Source organism: Terriglobus saanensis SP1PR4 (assembly GCF_000179915.2).
GTDB classification, from domain to species: domain Bacteria; phylum Acidobacteriota; class Terriglobia; order Terriglobales; family Acidobacteriaceae; genus Terriglobus; species Terriglobus saanensis.
This window is the reverse complement of record NC_014963.1, coordinates 1,621,191-1,640,090: the sequence shown is the minus strand read 5'-3', so window position 1 is coordinate 1,640,090 and position 18,900 is coordinate 1,621,191. Positions and strand designations below refer to the sequence as shown.

The 18,900-nt window shown below is 58.2% G+C and carries 14 protein-coding genes; 7 read left to right on the top strand and 7 right to left on the bottom strand.

Features of this window, described 5'->3' with window-relative positions:
* Positions 1-11: 11 nt before the first annotated feature.
* The 3 genes from ACIPR4_RS06855 to ACIPR4_RS06845 are packed head-to-tail and all read right to left on the bottom strand — an operon-like array spanning position 12 to position 3,262.
* A complete protein-coding gene (locus ACIPR4_RS06855) occupies positions 12-806 on the bottom strand; it encodes a hypothetical protein (RefSeq protein WP_013567927.1) in 795 nt (264 codons plus the stop codon).
* Positions 807-841: 35 nt separating this feature from the next.
* Entirely contained in the window at positions 842-2,863 is a 2,022-nt protein-coding gene (locus tag ACIPR4_RS06850) for a M56 family metallopeptidase (protein WP_013567926.1), read from the bottom strand.
* 18 nt (positions 2,864-2,881) lie between these two features.
* A complete protein-coding gene (locus ACIPR4_RS06845) occupies positions 2,882-3,262 on the bottom strand; it encodes a BlaI/MecI/CopY family transcriptional regulator (RefSeq protein WP_013567925.1) in 381 nt (126 codons plus the stop codon).
* Between the two features lie 299 nt (positions 3,263-3,561).
* Here ACIPR4_RS06845 and ACIPR4_RS06840 point away from each other — a divergent pair, with 299 nt between their 5' ends.
* Positions 3,562-4,569 (top strand): proline iminopeptidase-family hydrolase, encoded by a 1,008-nt coding sequence (locus ACIPR4_RS06840; RefSeq protein ID WP_013567924.1) that lies wholly within the window; start codon positions 3,562-3,564, stop codon positions 4,567-4,569.
* Positions 4,570-4,589: 20 nt separating this feature from the next.
* On the opposite strand, the gene ACIPR4_RS06835 is transcribed toward ACIPR4_RS06840, so the two are convergent.
* Positions 4,590-7,241, bottom strand: a complete 2,652-nt coding sequence (locus tag ACIPR4_RS06835) for an ABC transporter permease (protein WP_013567923.1) — start codon at positions 7,239-7,241, stop codon at positions 4,590-4,592.
* A 94-nt stretch (positions 7,242-7,335) separates the two neighbouring features.
* Positions 7,336-11,109, bottom strand: a complete 3,774-nt coding sequence (locus ACIPR4_RS06830) for a hypothetical protein (RefSeq protein ID WP_013567922.1) — start codon at positions 11,107-11,109, stop codon at positions 7,336-7,338.
* Positions 11,110-11,272: 163 nt separating this feature from the next.
* On the opposite strand from ACIPR4_RS06830, the gene trhO reads away from it, so the two are divergent.
* Complete coding sequence (gene trhO, locus ACIPR4_RS06825) at positions 11,273-11,983, top strand: oxygen-dependent tRNA uridine(34) hydroxylase TrhO (protein ID WP_013567921.1); 711 nt, start codon at positions 11,273-11,275, stop codon at positions 11,981-11,983.
* A gap of 9 nt (positions 11,984-11,992) precedes the next feature.
* Here the strand turns inward: trhO and ACIPR4_RS06820 are convergent, their stop codons facing one another.
* Both ACIPR4_RS06820 and ACIPR4_RS06815 read right to left on the bottom strand, forming a co-directional pair.
* Positions 11,993-12,916: an ankyrin repeat domain-containing protein gene (locus ACIPR4_RS06820; RefSeq protein ID WP_245536476.1), complete on the bottom strand. Its 924-nt coding sequence runs from the start codon at positions 12,914-12,916 to the stop codon at positions 11,993-11,995.
* Between the two features lie 540 nt (positions 12,917-13,456).
* Positions 13,457-14,374 (bottom strand): RNA polymerase sigma-70 factor, encoded by a 918-nt coding sequence (locus ACIPR4_RS06815; RefSeq protein WP_013567919.1) that lies wholly within the window; start codon positions 14,372-14,374, stop codon positions 13,457-13,459.
* Between the two features lie 215 nt (positions 14,375-14,589).
* Between ACIPR4_RS06815 and ACIPR4_RS06810 the strand changes: the two genes are divergently transcribed.
* The 5 genes from ACIPR4_RS06810 (at position 14,590) to ACIPR4_RS06790 (ending at position 18,900) form a co-directional block, all read left to right on the top strand.
* Positions 14,590-15,096: a type IV pilin protein gene (locus ACIPR4_RS06810; RefSeq protein ID WP_013567918.1), complete on the top strand. Its 507-nt coding sequence runs from the start codon at positions 14,590-14,592 to the stop codon at positions 15,094-15,096.
* Between the two features lie 12 nt (positions 15,097-15,108).
* Positions 15,109-15,765 carry a LolA family protein gene (locus ACIPR4_RS06805; protein ID WP_013567917.1) on the top strand — a complete coding sequence of 219 codons (657 nt, stop codon included), beginning with the start codon at positions 15,109-15,111 and terminating at the stop codon, positions 15,763-15,765.
* Positions 15,766-15,843: 78 nt separating this feature from the next.
* Positions 15,844-16,665: an EF-hand domain-containing protein gene (locus ACIPR4_RS06800; protein WP_013567916.1), complete on the top strand. Its 822-nt coding sequence runs from the start codon at positions 15,844-15,846 to the stop codon at positions 16,663-16,665.
* Positions 16,666-16,667: 2 nt separating this feature from the next.
* Positions 16,668-18,257 carry a DUF2271 domain-containing protein gene (locus tag ACIPR4_RS06795; RefSeq protein ID WP_013567915.1) on the top strand — a complete coding sequence of 530 codons (1,590 nt, stop codon included), beginning with the start codon at positions 16,668-16,670 and terminating at the stop codon, positions 18,255-18,257.
* Between the two features lies 1 nt (position 18,258).
* The gene (locus ACIPR4_RS06790) at positions 18,259-18,900 is read left to right on the top strand and encodes a PepSY-associated TM helix domain-containing protein (protein WP_222829264.1); all 642 of its coding nucleotides are present in this window, start codon (positions 18,259-18,261) and stop codon (positions 18,898-18,900) included.

Sequence of the window (18,900 nt, the reverse complement as noted above, 5' to 3'; positions counted from 1 at the left end):
CAATCACTCGATCACTCTTCCAGCTTGAAGATCTTGACCTTGATCAGCTTCGCAAGCGTCAGATCATTGAGTCCCTTGCTCCGCATCCGTTCAACAAAGGGCCGGTCGATCTTGAAGATGCTCATCTGGATCAACTCCTGCTCTGAAGGATTGAAGCCGAGCGACTTTGCCTCCGCTGCCTTCTCTGGCGTCACACCAACGGCCTTCATCTCCGTAAGTTTGTTGGCGCGCAACTCCGGGTAACCGGCGGCGGCCATCGCGCGGATATACTCCGGATCGACATGCAGCGCTCGCAGACCCATCAGCTTGTTCGTCGAAAGTTCAGTCACTCCTGCGTCCTTGACCTGGCGAACCCACCCCGTAGTAACGTCCAGCGTCAGAAATCCCTCTTGCTTGCGCGTCGTGATCTCGTCGAAGCCCATCGCCGCCATCTTCTGTACGAACTCAGCGTTCGGTGTGAACTCATACTTCCCGGCGAGAATGCCTTCATGCACTGTTCCTGAGCAGCGCAGTGCCCCAGCTTCGCCCTTCATCTCTGCAGTAAGCACCGCCCCCTCCTGCCTTAATGCCTCGGGTGAGACGCCGCTCCATCTGCTCCACGCGATGTTGGAGTTTTCCGAATTGCCGCAGTGATACTCTTCGTTATCGCATCCGGTCCTGTGAAGCAGGAGATCGGCAGTATCAAGATCGCGAACGACGTTGTGCGCCGACGAGACCATGCAAAGACCAGACAAAGTCTCTCCATAACCGATCGTCGAAACTCCAGAAAGCCCAACCAGCAGCAATGCCATACCCATGCGTTTCATCGCGATTCTCCCTTGTGTGATTGGTTAGAGACTGCTTAGTCCAGAAGGCCCGTCATCTTCAGCTTCACCAGTTTGTCGAAGCTCGTATCGGTAAATCCATGCGCCTTCGCCTTCGCAACGAAATCAGCATCCACATGAAACACGCCACCCTGCCGCAGGCTGTGCATGTCCGCGTTAGGGAAACTCTGCTTCACCCATCGCGCATACTCCGGTGTAACACCCTGTGCCCGCAAAGACACAAGTTCATGCGGCGTCATATCGGGATACCCCGTCGCCATCATCGCCTTCGCATATTCGGGGTTCACACCCACTGCTTTCATGCCCGCAAGCTCATGAAGGTCTCTCGCCACAAGACCAGAAGCTTTCAGCTCCGCCACATATTCCGGCGTGATGCCCTGGGCCCTCAGGCTGATAAGATCGTGCGTCGTCGGAGTTCCAATGCCGAGCGCCGCGATCTCCCTGGAATACTCGGGCGTCACACCCACAGCCTTCTCGGAGATCGCTTCATGAAAGCTCGTGGGAGCAATACCCGACGAACGCAGACCCTGGAGATACTCCGGTGTTACACCCTGCGCTTTCAAGCCGGTCAACTCATGCAACGTCGGTGTGCCTAACCCAACCTGCGCCATGCCTTTGGCATACTCCGGCGTCACGCCAAGATTGCGCAAAGAAATGATCGTATCCAGGTCCCGGTTCAGGTCGAGCGGATAGCCCGCATCCTTCATCCTTTGCAGATAGTTCGCTCCACCCTGCGGCGTCTCCTCGTCGCTCTCCAGGCCCGGTGTCGGAGCGGGATTCGGAGTTGCCATGGGTGCAGGTGTCGGCGCGGGCATCGGGGTTGATGCCACCATCTCCGCCACTACATTCGGACTGGTGTCTGCTTGGACATCTGCGTCTCCCGTAGAGGACTTCACCACCGCAGGCGCACTCACACGAACAGAAGTTACAGAGCTCACATCCTGCTGTGCGACAACGGCAGAAGACACAGAACGATGGATGACCTTCAGACCGTTTGCCGCCTTCGACCCAAGAAGCAGCGCCAACACCACTGCCCCAATAATTGCTACCCGCGTACCGCTCGTCGTTCTACGCTCCATGATCATTCCCTCTCCAAGAATCTGTCTCACGCGGATCAATAAAGTTCCACGATGCCCCTCAAGCGCCATCGCCAGTTGCAGTCTTTCAGTGCGCTGCTCTTCCAGTTGCAAAAGCGCCTCGGCATACACGACCGGGCTCTCGCAAGTCCTCGCGGCCACCTCGTCGCAACAAACCTCTCGCAGGTCGCGTGTGCGACGACTCACCCACCACACCGCGGGATGGAAGAACAGCAGGCACTCCACCGTCGTCTGCAGCAGGTTGCAGAGGTAGTCCCATCGCCGTATGTGTGCCAACTCGTGCGCCAGCACCGCCTCCAGTTGCGCAGGCTCCAGCTGCATCACTGCAGAGACCGGCAGAATCACCGTCGCCCTCCACACACCCATCGCCATCGGCGAGATCAGCTCATCGGAGAGCCGCAGCGCGACCTTGCGCCCCATGCGCAGTTGCTGTGAGATGCGCAGGAAGCTCGCCTCCACCTCTGTCGGCACCAGCGCCTCCGCACGTCGTCGAAGATGCTCGAGCTGCCACCATCCGCCCACAGCACGCAGCGCCAGCAACAACACCCCGGCAAGCCAGACACCATCGACCCACGGCAGCAGACGGTCAGCACTCCCCGCAAGAAAGAGCTCGCTGTCCGCCAACATCGGCGCGGCCTGGGGAAGCTCCTTCACCAGCGTGCTGTGAATCGCCCCAAGCTGCGAGGCAACAACCTCCTGCCCGCCACGCGGCAGGTGCACTACCAGGCGCTCTTGTTCGACAAAGGTCACCAGCGCCGCCACCGGCATAAGCCCCAGGGCCACCATGGCGATCCCGTAGCGCACCTTCGCCGCCGCGCGAAACGTCATCCGATCGACCAGCGCATACACCACGGCAATCGCAGTTCCCTGCCAGCAAAAGTGCAGCAGCGTCCATCCAAGCGCCACCATCTCCCCATCTCGCATCCATGTCAGAGCATTCATTATTGCCTCGACTCTCCGTTACTTCTTACGGCGCAACAGCTTCCGAATCTCATCCAGATCTTCTTCACTGGAAACTTCCATCTCCAGCGCATGCAATGCCAGTTGGGCCGCACTTCCAGAGAAAAAGCGCTTGCTCAACTCGCGCAAAAACTGCCGCTGCGTCTCTTCTCGCGCAATGGCCGCTCGGTAAACATGCGCGCGTTCCCGTTCATCGCGTTTCACCAGGCCCTTGTCCGTCATGATCTGCAGCAGCTTCAACACGCCGGTATAAACCACAGGCCTGCGTGCATTCACCGCATCAAAGATCTCGCGCACGGTCGCCTGCTCCAGGTCCCAGAGGATCGTTAGAAGCTCTAGTTCCCCTTCGGTCGGCTTTGGAATTTCATGTGTACTCGTCATAGGGGAAAACTTATACGAACCATTTCGTACATGTCAACGAAAATCTTCGTACGAAGTTCAGGGGGGACTTAATGAGGTGGCCACCGGCCCGTGCCCCATTCTTTCGCAGCTTCATCGCGAAAGGGTGGGGTCGCGCGGAGCGCACCAACCGGATCTGTCAGGAAAGTGGTCGCTTCTGAAAAGCCAGATCTTCGCTGCGCTGCGGGAGGACAAGGTGCTGTGAAATGCCAAAGCTTAGCGAAATGGAATAGACCCGAGGTTCCCGTGTTTTCTCCACGAAGGCCGTTTTGGAGAACTACATGAATCGAAGGAAGTTTCTAGCAGCCAGCGCTGCATCCTGGATGATCAATACAGCAGGCGCAACTGCCAGCACCGTGTCAGCCGCGGAGGTCACCGTTCAGGAACCCGACGGCCTAAATCCCCCCGGAATTCGCACTGGTGGCGTGCGTATGGTGCCCGTGATGGGCGGTAAGTATAAGGTTTGGACGAAGAAGGTCGGGAGCGGTCCGATCAAGGTCCTTCTACTGCACGGCGGGCCCGGATTCAGCCATGAGTATCTCGAAGCAATGGAGTCGTTTCTGCCTGAAGCCGGGATCGAGATGTACTACTACGATCAACTCGGTTGCAATCATTCAGACCATCCGGAAGATACGTGGCTCTGGACGCTTGGGCGCTATGTGCACGAGGTAGAAGAAGTCCGTCAGGGGTTGGGACTTGACCACTTCGTTCTGTACGGACACTCTTTCGGTGGAGCGCTTGCTCTGGAATATGCGCTGAAGTATCCCCAGAACCTGCGAGGTTTGGTCGTGTCGAATAGGTCGGCGAGTTCAGATGCGTTCTTACGACACGCCACGACTTGGAAGGCGAAATTGTCGCCAGTCGCGCTTGAGAAGCTGGACGCACTGGAAGCCATCCGGGACTATGACTCACCCGAATACGAAAAAATCGTTTTGGAGGATCTGTACTCCCAGATGATCTGTAGGTCGAGGCCATGGCCAAACGGTTTGGTGCGTTCTTTTGAGCATACAAACCAGACCATCTACACGCAGATGCAAGGCAAGAACGAGTTCGTGGCGACCGGGAATCTCAAAGACTGGGACGTATGGGGACGGCTCCACGAAATTCAAACGAAGACACTCATGATCGGCTCAAAGTACGACGAGATGGATCCAAAGGACATGGAGAAGATGGCGACGCTGGTGCAGCACGGAACCTACGCCTACTGTCCCAACGGAAGTCATCTCTGCATGTGGGATGACCAGGAGGTCTACTTCCAAAAGCTGCTCGCATTCCTGCGGACCGTTTAATCGGAACCTGTACCGCCCATCTACTCCTGCCGCAACGTCTGTGCCGGATCGATGCGCAAAATGCGCAGCGTGGGCAACGCTGTCGCCAACGCCGCCACCACAAAAAGCGTTAAAAGCGCGCCAACAAGCGTGGGTGCGTCATACACACCCACGCCATAGAGCACACTGTCCATCGCACGCAGCGCGCCCGCGCAAAGGACCAGCCCCACGCCCAGCCCTACGGTGGACGCCAGCATGCCGGAGCGCCCAACATGCAGCATCGCCTGCTCCACCGTAGATCCAAGGGCCATGCGAATTCCAAGCTCGCGCGTTCGTTGCGCAATCGTGTTAGCCACAAGAGCGAAGATCCCCACAGCGCTCAGTAGCAGGGCCAGCGTTGCCAGCGTCCCCAGCAGAGCAACCTCGACCCTCTGCATCGCCAGAGTCTTGGCGCGAAGCTCTTCCATGCGGTAGAAGCCGGAAAACGGCAGATTAGGATCCGCACTCGCCAGGGCACGCTGCATCTGGGCGGTCAAGCCTTCAACAGGTGCAGCCGTGCGAACGATCCAGCTTGGCTGAAACCATACGTGGACTCCAAGCAATCCCTTACTCACTTGCGCTGCAGGAAGGTAGATCGTCTCTTCGCTGGTAAGCGGCTCGCTGATACTTAATCCCGAAGAGAGCGCCATGTCCGCAACCACACCAACGATCCGTCGGTTCTTATCCAGATATCGCCCCACGGCATCCGCACCATGGAAAAACTTCTGCGCAAAGCTCTGGTTGACGATAACAACCTGTTGAACATCCGGCCCATCCGCATCGCTGAAGGCCCGTCCCTTCAACACTGGAATCTTCAGCGTATCGAAGTAACCCGGAGTGACATACAACTCATCCGTTTGGACTTGCGTTCCTGCCTCTTTGCCGTCACTTAGCGTAACCGCATCATTCAGCGTTCTCTCGTAAGGCAAGGTGAGTCCCACAGCGGCGTTCTGCACACCGGGGATCTGCCGCATGGAGGCAATGCTCTGGTCGAGAAGCTTCCGGAAAGCCGCTGGATCGCGATAGGTCGCATCATCCAGCGAAGCCTTCGCCGTCATCACGCCCGTCGCATCGAACCCCGTGGGCAGGGTCTCCAGATGGATGAGAGTACGAATCAGCAGACCCGCCGAAGCGAGAAGCACAACCGTCAACGCAACCTCGCCCGCGATCAGCCCTTGCCGAAGCCGCAGGCTGCTCCCACCCACCGCGGCATGGCTCGCGATCGAGGTGCGCAGGTCCACTTTGCGCGAGGTGAGCGCAGGCAGCATGCCAAAGAGAACACTCGTCAGCAGAGAGAGGCAGAAAGTAAATGCCAGCACGCGGGCGTCGAGCGGCACACTTGCGACCGGTAGGAAATGCTGTGGCAGAAGAAGCAACAAACCGCGCAGTGCAATCAATCCCACGCCGATACCAGCCACTCCACCTAAAAGCGCCAGCAACAGGTTTTCAATCCATATCTGCCGATAGACCTGCCACCGCGACGCTCCCAGCGCCAACCGCGTCGCAATCTCCCCCGTGCGTCGCAGCATGTGAACGAGCGTCAGTCCCGCAAGATTCGCGCACGCAATCAACAGGATGAATCCCGCCGCCAGCATCAACGTCAGCACCTGCGGTCGCAACTGTCCCGTCTCTCCTTTCTGTAGAGGCACGCAATAGTAGCTCACCTGCGCTCCGGGATTGCTCTTTGCAAATCTCTGGATACGTGCTGCCCACGCGCGGTTGATCTCCGCATCCGCCTGTTCCCACGTCGCGCCCTCACGCAGCCGAGTGATCACCGAAAAGTTGCTTCCCTGCCCTTCGCCCGAACGGCTGGGCTGAAGCGCCGTATAGACGTCCGCATTCAACGGGGTAGTCGCGCCCTCAGGTAAGACCCCAATGACCGTGTAGGCCTCTCCCTTCAGCAGCGCAGCCTGCCCCACGATCTTCGGATCTCCGACAAACGTCGTGCGCCAGAAGTCATAGCTCAGAACGACAGTCTTAGCCCCGTGCGGACGGTCCTCGTCTTCGGAAAAAGCGCGCCCGAGAAAAGGATGAACTCCGAGCACATCGAAATAGTGCGCTGAGATACGACCGGCATGCAGATACTGCACCCGCGACCCACTTCGAAAATTAACGCCGGAATTCAATCCGCTATAGACCGCCGAAGTCAGCGACGGCACGTTGTCCCGCAACAACTCCCATCGCTCACCATCCAGATTGGCGTTTCCATTGGAAGCCTCGGGGCCGGTATACCGGGCATAGATCGTTCCCATGCGTTCGGGCTGCGCATAGGGAAGGTCTTTCAAAATAAGAGCATTCACCAGTGAAAAGATTGCGGTATTCGCCCCGATCGACAGCGCGAGCGTGAAGAGAACAGTGAGCGTGAAAACTGGATGGCGCGCAAGCTGTCGCGTACTGAACCTCAGATCGCGCAAAAAGTTCTCCAGAAAGAGAAGCGTTCGCCCGTCCCTCTGCTGTTGCTGCAAGAGGGTCGCATTCCCAAGCTGGCGACGTGCCGCCCGCGCAGCCTCACCAGCAGGAACGCCGGAACGGATCATGCGCTCCGTGAGCAGTTCGAGGTGGTTCGCCAGTTCCTCATGGAACTCATCGTCGGCTCTCTTCCGGACAAAGAATCCTCGCAGCTTCGCAGCCTGAACCCGCAAAAAGGTCAACATGGAACCCTCCCCTTGTGTCCACTCCTTTGGACACACCAAAGAAGCTAGCACCGCTCCATTGCAATGTCCACAGGAGAAACACACATTCTTTGAATTAATGGAGGGCTGTCAGCATCGGCTGGATCCAGGAAAAGAGCACATTCCCCATACTTGGAAAGACCGCAGACAACGCGGTCAAAACAGGGAGGCCGCCGACACTGAGCATATGCAGTAAAAACGCTCCGCGCTTTACCTCTCCCGGCGGAGTCTCGCTCATGCGGCTCAGGATCGAGTCGCGGTCCATCTGGAGAAGTACGGTCCCTATGCCGAACAGCAGGATGGCAACGATGACGATCAGCGACCAGGCAATATTCTGCGGCTCCTGGAAGGGGTAGCTCACGGCCGCTACTAAAAGAAGGAAAAGTCCCATCGACATAAACGTCATCAGGTTCTTCAACTGCAACGTCACATAACGCACATAGGCCCCGAAACGCATCGCAATGTACTCGTTGGCGACGGCCACCTCGCAGGGGCTTGGGAACGAAGTTCCGCAAGGGACGGGAAGATCATCACGACAAACGGAAGAGAGCTGTTTCGTTGCTTTACCGGGATCGCTGCTTCCCTCGCTCGCACGGTCGGTATCGATATCCGGACCGCCACGCTGCCATGTAGCTTTCAGGACTGGGTGCCTCAACAGCAATGTGGCATATCGGTTCTGGTCTTCGCTGAACTCGACATACACCCGATCAAGCAGCATCTCATCGCTGCCGAGGCCAGAAACAATCCTATCGATGAACTTTGCCTCCCCCGCAATTTGGTCCACGGCCCGCTCCGGAGTAACAACTCGGGGAGCGACCTTGCGGTATTCAAACCATCGCATGGGAAGAATGAGGGTGCGGCGCAGCCCTGCGTAGGACCAGATCGGGGCCAAAGAAAATACCTTCGGCAAACGTGAAAAGGCGAAGCGCATAGGAGAGCCTTCCAGCAGCTCCAGCAGGAAGCGCAGCAGCTTCCAGATCGCGATGAACCGAACCCAGAGCCACGCGATCGTCCAGAGGGCCGTGATGAACGTGTAGCCATAGAGCATCGTCATCCACTGGCCGTCGATCGAGGAGAAGAGAAGGAAGGGATGAAGCACAGCACATGCCAGCAGCACACCGAGCAGGAGCACGAGACCCTCGGGCGGAGGCAAAAATCCCCAACACTCGATGCGATCAGTGAGACGTTTCCTGCAGAGATCCATGGTTCCGGCGTCTACCCCCAGGCCCGGTGGAAGCAAAGGCACCTGAGGGTCCCGGTCCCGCGCCAGGGTCAACGCATTCAGATTGACCGCAGCCGCCGTGAGCAGGCCTGCAGAAGCCAGCAGCAAGGGCAACAACGGGGACGCTCCGGAAGCAAGATGGACACAGCGGAGTGCAAACAGTGATCCCACAGTTCCGTCCGCTAGCTCATGGAAAAGAACAACCAGATTGAACACCAGCCACAGGAGGGAGAGCAATGGTAGCCAGACGAACCTCCAGAAAGGCATGTCGAACGTACCGCCAAAGCGGCGAAGATAAAAACTGAAAGTAAGCCATAAACAAGGCACACAGGCCGCAAGCAAAATAACCAGCGCGACGATACCGAATGGAGAAACCCCGAAATCCGTTGCACGGAGGAAGGTCTCCAGTTTGTGCGGAATGCTCGGATCCTTGTCGTGGCTGGATACAAAAACAATCGCAGGGAGCACAAGCCACGCCAGCACCAGCACGATTTGCGTGCTGGCGGAGAGAAGCCAGTACTGTCGGCCCAACTCGCGACGCCATTGCGAGGGATCGCTGGCATCGACATTGTCCGCAAGATAGAACGTAAGAACGCGGTGCCTTGAAAATCCCTTGATCCAGCCGCGGTCACTCGCCCTCCACCTCGCGTGAAACGGGCCGCCGACCAGGAAGAGAAAGACATGGACTGCAGCACACACCAACGCGATCGAGGTTGCGATCAACCATAGCTTCGGCAACGGATCCTCGGGAATATTGGTGATGGCATAACTATTCCTCAAAGAATGCTCGCCTGGGAGAGCAGCGGGGGGAGCGCGATGAACGGGCCAGTAACTTCCATGAGAAGAGACACCGATCCAGAGAGACAACTTCTCCAGCGCGTGGCTCTTTTCATCTTCAAAGACCTGCAACGGCGCAATCTGCTGCAGCGCCGCCAGAAAGATCCCCTCCTGCGTACTGTTCATGAAGCTGAGAGAGTGGCGTGACTGCCCCACCGTGGGAGCATAGAGAAACGCATCATCAAACAAAGGGAATCGGCTGACGGACAGTGTGCCATCCAAATCGTACTGGCCCCGAAGCTCAGGAAGCAGACGCTCGGCACTCAATAACACCACACGCGCATTGGGTACTTTCTGATGAAAGTAACGCGCCAGGAAAAGCTGATCGAGTGGGTCTGTTGCCAGAATGACGATCGCCTTCGCGCCGATGTGCTCTACGCTCGTGGCAATCGCGGCGAGTACGCCTTCATTCGAATAGGGAGATTGGGCCGCAAACTCCGGGGGACTATCGAGCGGTTGCTGCAAAGCATCGGTAAAGTCGAAAAGAGACTTGGAGTCCTGCGCCGTGGGCGCTTCGGCATTCTGAGGCTTGAAGTTCGTCAGCTGTTTTCCGAAGAGACCCCGCACATGCGAAATTCCGCGCGGATACCGGAAGGTGCGTATTTCCGGTCCTTCGTGCGAAGGCTTCAGGTGAATATCCTCGGAGCCATAGGCTGACTCGTTCTCCTGCAGTACCGCAACGGGCGCTCTTTTCCCTTCTCCGATCAGTCCGGATTCCAGGAGATATTCAAGCGACGCCCTGTCGGAGGGGGCAGTCGTAACATCCTCCGTCGAATTGGTAGAAGACGATTTGTCCGCCTTGAGAGTGCGGACCGCTTTAAGAAGAGAGATCGCCCGTTCGGAAGTAATCGATCCGCTGATGGCATAGAACGGCTGCGCATCTTTCACCTTCGCGAGATGATAAAGACCTGCGGCAGACGCCGAGTAGTTGGGTCCGATCCAGAAGATGCCATCCTTCGTAGACGGTGAGAAGTCAGTCGAAAAGTTGAAGCTGGACTTCAGTTGATCGATTGCCGAGAGAGCTTCCACCGCCGCATGCATATTCAAGCCATACGTAGGAGACTCCGGAACAAGCAGCAACATCAGCAGTTCGCTGCCCATGCGGGGAACCGGAGAATTTTGCGCACCGTCCGGAGCCGGTCGTCCATGAAAGAGCATCGCGCCCGGTTCATCGCCGAAGAGCCTCCGGTAATGCATGGCCTCGCGACTGCCCTTCGGGTCCTTGGGCTCTTCTAAATCCGCCAGGTTCCACGGGGTATACATCGACTCAAAGTCGTAACCAGCGGTCGACACCGCCTCCTGCAACGCTTCGAGATCGCGATCGAACTCAAGCAGGTTGGCCGACTGCAGTGGATCGGGTAGCGTCGCGATCAGCACCCTGCACCGATGCCCTTTGTTCTCTTTGTCGGCGTTAGGAGAACAGGTAAGGTCCAAACCGGTCGTCTTCAGGTTCTGTGGAATCGCATTCTGATGCTCGTTCGCATCGGCCTTCACAGCGCCCAGATCCTGAAAAGCGAAATCGCTGCAGACGATTCCGTTGTCTTTTTCCGGAGCTACGGTGACCATCTTTTCGGCTCTGCCGAGGTGTCGGCGTAACACCTCGGCCGCCGAACACCGGTGGGTATCCGCCTCGAGAGCGTCCACCGGTATGGCGCTGGTAGAACTCGCAGATTGCTCAGAGCCTACCGGCAACTTTGATTTCTCTACGCCATGACCAACGCCCCCAACGTTGGAAATCAAGGCGCTTAGCAGCACAAAGAAAATCGCCGATCCGCCAACTTGTCGATACAAAGGTGTACCTCCGCGTCATCGTTGCGCTGCAAACCGGAAAAGAGGGCCCGACACGGACGTTTCTTGTCGTTGGGCTGGAATTGTAGACCATTCCCTAAGGAAAAGAGCCAATTTACTGAGTGGCCGCTGGCCTGCACCCTTGCCCATCTATGATGAAAGAGTCATGTCTTACACGGTTGCAGCCTTTTATCGATTCATCACTCTGCCCGATCCCGCAACGCTGCGCGAGGAGCTGCTCGCCGAATTCGCAAGCACAGATCTTCGCGGCACCACACTCATTGCCACCGAAGGTGTCAACGGCACCATGGCAGGTTTGCCTGAAACGATTGACCGTTTCCTGAATTTTCTCGACGTAAAAATCGGTTTGGATCGTGCCGAAGTAAAGTTTTCAAAGTCAGAAGAACTCCCTTTCGGCCGTCTGCTCTTCAAGGTCAAGCAGGAGATCATCGCCTTTCGCAAAGCGAAGGTGGACGCCACGCAGGCCGGAAACTACGTCCAGCCCGAAGACTGGAACGCTCTCATCGCAGATCCCGAAGTCCTCCTGCTCGACACGCGCAATCACTACGAAACAGAGATCGGTACCTTCAGCGGAGCAGTCAATCCAGGGATCAACACCTTCTCCGACTTCGTCACCTACGTACGCGAGAATCTGGATCCGGCCGCCCACCCGAAGGTCGCCATGTTCTGCACAGGCGGCATCCGTTGCGAAAAAGCCTCGGCCTTCATGCTGCAGGAAGGCTTCAGCGAAGTACATCACCTCAAGGGCGGCATACTGAAATATCTTGAGGACGTTCCCATGCAGGACAGCAAATGGGAAGGCACCTGCTACGTCTTCGACCGCAGAGTCGCCGTGGGACACGCAGACTTCGAATAGCCGCAGCTCTTACGCATGCCCTCCATGCTCGACAATCAGACGCAAAGCAGCTTCATTCACAAACTCTTTCCGTTGAAAGCTCTCCCCATACGAGAGCGGGGTTACATCGCGAAACTCCCGCAGGATCTCCTCCCCGTAGCCGGGATGTAACTGCTTCCGCAACGACGCGCGCACGTTCGCATCCGCACCATGATCCAACAACAATTGGGTGACCGGTGCCGTCGCTGGCCGTCCACTCCGGTTCATCCATAAGTTCGGCTGCGAGACCACCGTAGCGAACAGAGCAGTATGTCCGCCAAACCCATCCGCATCCACACTGGCTTTCACATCCACTGGCATCCCACGATCCAGCAGCCAGCGGGCGATCTCCATCTCGTCGTAATCGACACACATATGCAGCAGCGTCGCTCCGGCCAACGGTGTCCCATGCGTTGCCAGCACCTCGTCATGACAGCCCAACTCCGGCGGATAGATCTCCTCAAAGCGAAACGTGCGCCGCAACATCTGTGGATCGCGCCGCAGATGCTCTTCGAGTAAATCAATCCGCCCGCGATGCAGCGCCATCGTCGGCGTATCCGGCAACTTCAATCCGTGTTGAACATACATCTCCAGTATCCGGTGCTTGGCCTCTGGTTTGCGGCTATCCGTCTCCAAAACCGTAGCGACCGGAGCAAGCGATTTACCTTGATCGTCCTCCACCCGTGCGCCAAGCTCGAAGAGCAGCGCGGTTCCGGACACGCTCAACGTATAGGCCGGGCCATCCAAAACGTCAGGCCTCAACCGTGGAGAATGCATCATCGCGTGCAGCTTACGAGCCGTACCAATCTGAGATTGAAGCGTCGCTCGCTCAAGCGCTCCTTCATGATCGCGCGCGCCCATTGCGTTCAACATCTCAATGATCCGGTCGCGCCCAAGATTCGCAGCATAGCTCATGGGAGGTCCCCAGTTACTATTCTTTCGAACCAGCGCCTCTTCATGCAGTAACCGTGGATGCTTCAGAAGGATCTTCCGAACAAGTTCGAGATCGTCTAGCCAAATGCCATCTATCAACTTGCAGGCAAGGACCAGGCGCGGCCAGCTCGGCGCATCATAACTGCGCGCCAGAATCAACTGCGCATCGGAGAGCCGGGCATCGGAAGGAGAGACCTTGCCCGAATAATGTTGTTTGAAATCCTCAAGAGCTGCAGGGTCCTGGCTTCGAATCTGACGAAGCAGATCCTTTGCCTGCTGCTTTAGTTGGTCGAGGTTGGGGCGAACGGGAAGATGGCGATGAGACAGAACAAACCTCCTTTGCGATCAAGCCCGTGGTCCGCTTGCGCCGGGCGAAAAGGAGATTCGTAAAACCAATCAGGTCATTCCTTCAGGTGGACTCAGTCCTGTCCGCGGACGGGAGGCGTCCTGCACGCCCGCCTGCAGAATAATCTTCAGGAATATTCCACGTCAATTGGAACAAAACCCATGCTCCAACTTCTTTCACAGTAATGCGCGAGGCCCTTGCAACAGGCGAGAAACACCCATCAACTTGCTCGGTCTCATCACCCATAGGATCTGCGCAATACCCTCCGCCGTTGCGTCGATCATAGCCAGAGCCACAGCACTGCCATCACGCACAATCAGAGCAGCCGGCTGGCCGTTTGCCTCGATGAACTCAACCTCCACGCCCTTCCAGAAATGCGGCGCAACCGCCGTAATAAACTTCGCCACACGCTCGCGGCCTTCGACAGGCGCGCGTGCCGCGCGTACGATCCCACCCCCATCCGCGTTGGAGACAATATCCGCAGCAAATAATTCTTCTAAAGCGGCGAGGTCTCCTTTTTGAGCGGCTGCAATAAAAGCCCCGAGAAGACGTCGTTGCTCGGTGAGGTCGACGGAAGCGCGCCGTCCATCCGCAATGTGCTTACGCGCACGACTCACGTGCTGGCGGAGATTCGCTTCAGTGATCTGCAGAATCTCCGCGATCTGCTGGTATGGATAGTCGAACGCTTCACGAAGCACATAGGCTGCCCGCTCCGTCGCCGAGAGCTTTTCAAGCAATAACAAAACCGCAAACTCCAGCGCCTCGCCCCGTTCAGCTCCAAGATAAGGGTCTTCGCTGGTATCGACAGGTTCGGGAAGCCACGAGCCCACATAGGTTTCATGGCGTGAACGTGCGGACTGGGCTTCGTTGATCGCCAGACGAACCGTGATCGTCGCTAAGAATGCCCCTGCATCCAGAACAACGCTGCGGTCCGTCGTCTGCCACCGCAGCCAGACATCCTGCACAAGGTCCTCTGCGTCCGCCGCACTTCCCAGCATGCGATAGGCGATCCCGAATAAGCGTGCACGCACACTCTTAAAAGCTTTAAGGGCATCTTCCTCTATGCTTCCCAGATCGGGAGAATCCTTATGCATGGGATTTGCCTTGTAACATTTTTCAAGCCTATCGCGCGGTTTCTGTCCCGACAAGGCTCTCCCCAACCAGGCATCAACTTCTATTGGTCACGCATCCCACAGGAAATCGCTGAAACAGTCGAGGTCGCCCTGTCGCATCAAATCCTCTGCCCTGCTAAAGTTCTTGTTGTCGAACCACAATCACGAAACGTCTCACTGGAAGAGGACCACGGCACATGACGACCCTGAACCAACAGCAAAAGAACGAGCGCGGCTTTACCCTTATCGAGCTGCTCATCGTCATGTCCATCATCATCATCATCGCGACGTTCGCCATCCCGAACATCACGCGTATCCGCCGCCAGGGCAACGAAACCTCTGCCATCCAGTCCATCAAGGCCATCGTGGGAGCTCAACTCCAGTACTCCTCCATGTACCCGCAGAACGGCTTTGCCTGCTCACTCTCCTCTCTTGGCGGCGAACAGACTGCCACCCCCGGACCGACCGCTGCCGGCCTCATCCCCTCCGATCTCGCCAGCGGCCACAAGGCCGGATACGTCTTCGCTCTCACCAACTGCACCAAGGTCACGGTCAACAATACGGACCAGTTCACCTCCTACCAGATCACCGCCGTCCCTGAAGCCGTAGGCAAATCCGGCGACCGTGGTTTCTGCTCCGACGATGGCGGCCAGATCAAGTCCGACCCCAAGGGCGGGACAGCCTGCACGCAGTCGATCCAGTAAGAAGGTCCGATCATGAAAGAAAAAGTGCGAAGTCTATGGCTCTTTTGCGCTTTTTTGGCGATCTCTCCTCTTCTTTGCGCCCAGTCGCCCGACCTGCATGAGATTGCAGGCCGGGTCGACGCGCACTACAACCATCTGACTTCTCTTAAGCTCGACTACACAGAGCGCTACTCCGGTATGGGGCAGACGCGCGTAGAAACCGGGACCCTGCTCCTGAAGAAACCCGGACGCATGCGCTGGAACTACGCCTCGCCTGCCGGTAAGGTCTTCATTCTGAATAGCAAATACGCCTGGTTCTACACCCCCGGCGATCCCCAGGCGCAGCGCGTGGCGGCCAAGCAGCTTGACGATCTCCGCTCCCCCCTGCGCTTCCTCCTCGGACGTCTCAAGATCGAAAAGGAACTCACGAACCTGACAATTGAGAGCTCGCAGAACTCGGCGAAGATCAAGGGAGTACCTAAAGGCATGGAGCAGCGCATCAACGCGATGACCCTCGCCTGCAACACCCCCACCGGCATCCTAACCGGCCTGAAGATCGAAGACGCGGACGGCTCCATCACGGAATTTTCCTTCACCAATCTTCAGGAAAACGTTCCTCTGAACGATGCCGACTTCGAGTTTGTTGCACCCGCCGGGGTCACCGTCATCGAAGGTATGCCTCCCTCATAAGTCCCGGACTTGATATAGGACCAAATTTGTCCTATAAAGAGGGAGGACACACCGTCCCACTCTCGATTACGGATAGTTATGCAAAACATGAGGTCCCTTGTTCTTCTTCCAGTCCTCCTTGGGAGTGCCGCGCTCGCTCAGCAGCAGACCCAGCCTCCAAGGCCCGTTTTGCTGGCTTTAGATACCAATCACGACGGCTCCCTCTCCGAATCTGAGATCCTGGCCGCTCCCACCGCCTTACTGACTCTGGACGCCAATCACGACGGTATTTTCTCCGCAGAGGAGTATTCGCCCAAGGAACCCGTGGGTGGTGCGACGCCGGACGAGCAGGTACAGCGCCTGATGGCCTTCGACAAGAACGGCGACGGCGAACTAACCAGGGATGAACTCCCCGAACGCATGCAGCGCCTGATGGATCGCGCGGACACCGACCACAATGGCCGTCTCACTGCGACCGAGATCCGGGCCATGGCCTCGTCTCAAACCGCACCGACGGGCAGGCCGATGGCACCCGGGCAGAACCCGGCTCTGCGCGGGGATCTCCTCGTGAACGCAATCGATCTCGACCACGACGGCACTCTCTCCGCCGAAGAGATCAAGCAGGCGTCCGTCTCGTTGAAAACCCTTGACGTAAACAATGACGGCACCATCTCCCCAAATGAAATGCGCCCCAAGGTCGACCCGAAGGCCCGCGCCCTCCATCTGCTGGAAGAGTGGGACACCAATAAGGACGGTAAGATCTCGAAGGCCGAAGCCCCCGACCGCATGCAGGCGCAGTTTGAGAAGTACGACACCAACGGCGACGGTTTTCTGACCATGGACGAGATTCTGGTCTTCTTCGCCAATGCGGATAACTCGCAGCCCCGCGCACCCCGCCCCAACGCACAGGAGAAGCAGTAGAAATGGCTCGAATCTCACGCAAAATCATTCGCTCGATCGCCTCCGTCTCCGCTTCCCTGACGGCAGCATCTGCGCCCGTCGCACTCTCCGCCCCGACACCCCAACCTGCCGCCGAGCAAGCCACCACCCACGCCTGGACCTTCCATCACGAGAACGTCCTCGGCACTTCCATGGAAGTCACACTCCGCGCCTCTGACAAGGTCTCCGCGCAGCGTGCAGAGACAGCCCTGCTCGCGGTCCTGGACTCGCGAACCAGCGTCCTGAGCGCGTGGAACCCGCAAAGTGAACTCAGCCGCTGGGCGGCAACTCGTGGCACCACCGAAAAAGTTTCGCCCGAACTGATGCGTGTCCTCGTCGCCTTCGACACATGGCGTGATCGCACCAACGGCGCTCTGGACGCCTCCGCAGAAACCGCCGCGCGCGTCTGGAAAGAGGCCACCGCGGAAGGCCGCACGCCCACAGACACAGAAATCCGCCGCGCCGTCGTCGCCATGCAGCAGCCGCACTGGACTCTGGATCGCACAAACGGAACCGCCACCCGCCTCAGCGATGCTCCGCTCGCGCTCGCATCCTTTGCCAAGAGCCTCATCGCCAGCGATGCAGCCGATGCAGCCCTGGCCTCGGGAGCCAGGGGCGTCATGCTGAACATCGGCGGCGACATCGTGGCGCGCGGAGACATGACGCAGATCGTGGACATCGCAAATCCCGCAGCCCACGCCGAGACCGAAGCCGCCATGGATCAGGTGATCGTCACCGACCGGGCCGTCGCCACCAGCGGATCCTATCGTCGCGGCTTCGACCTCACTTCCAACCTCGGTGCGCCCCAATTCGTGCCGCAGTTCTCGCACATCGTCGATCCCCGCACCGCCCAGCCCGCCGGACATATCCTCTCGTCGACCGTCATCGCCCACGACGCCGAAACCGCCGGAGCCCTCGCGACCGCCTTCAGTGTCCTGCAGCCGGAGGAGTCCGCCGCACTCGCAGCAAAGACGCCCGGCGTCGCCTATCTCCTCGTCACGCGTGACGGAACCCGCATCGCCAGCAGGAACTGGTCGGAGTATCAGACGAACTCCGTTCTGGAAGTCGCCTACGTTGCCGCGCACGGCAAGTCTGCAGCCCCATCCAGTGCAGCATGGAACCAGAGCTTTGAACTGATGATCCAGCTCGAGCTTGCACGCATCGACAGCCCGCGCTACCGCCGTCCCTACGTCGCCGTCTGGGTGGAAGACAAGGACCACTTCCCTGTCCGCACCCTGGCCCTCTGGCTTCAAAAGCCGCGCTGGCTGCCGGACCTGAAGAGCTGGTATCGCGACGACCAGGTGCGCAGCATGGCCGAAGGCAGCGATCTCTCCAAGACCGTCAGCTCCGCCACACGCGCTCCCGGAACCTACACCCTCAAGTGGGATGGCAAGGACAACGACGGCAAGCTCGTCCAGGCTGGCAAGTACACCATCTGCGTGGAAGTCACCCGCGAACACGGCACCTACGAGATCCAGCGGCAGGAGATGGATTTCAACGCCAAGCCGCAGCAGGCAACGCTGGCCGCCGGAACCGAAATGGGCGCGCTCACGCTCGCCTACAGAAAGAAATAGCGTGGCCGAGACCGAGACTCCACCGAAGGTTGCAGCCAGACCGAGAAACCCACCTACGCGGGGCGCGATCGTGCGCCGCAAGACGGCGGTCGTCTCTCGCTGGCTGCATATCTACCTGTCGATGGTCTCGTTCGCCCTCGTGCTCTTCTTCTCCGTCACCGGCCTCACCCTCAATCACACGGAATGGTTCGATGGCCAACAACGGACCGTCACCAGCACGGGCAATATGCCTTTGGCGCTTCTGGCCAAACCGGATGAACTGCGGATCGTGGAACAGATCCGCAACGTGCATCACGTCCGTGGAGCCATGTCGGACTTCCGCACCGAAGACAACCAGATCACCGTCTCCTTCAAAGGCCCCGGCTACTCTGCCGATGCGGGCATCACGCGCGCCACCGGCAAGTACGAACTCGTCGAAGTCCGCAACGGCTTCGTCGCCGTGATGAACGATCTCCACAAGGGCCGCGATACGGGCAAGACCTGGGGATGGGTCATCGATGTCTCCGCAGTCCTGCTCGTCCTGGTTTCGCTCTCAGGCTTTGCCCTGATCTTCTTCCTCTACAAACGCCGCACCGCGGGACTTGTCGTCGCCGCGGTGGGAGCTATCGTAATCGTCGTAATGTATCGCTGCTTTGTACCGTAG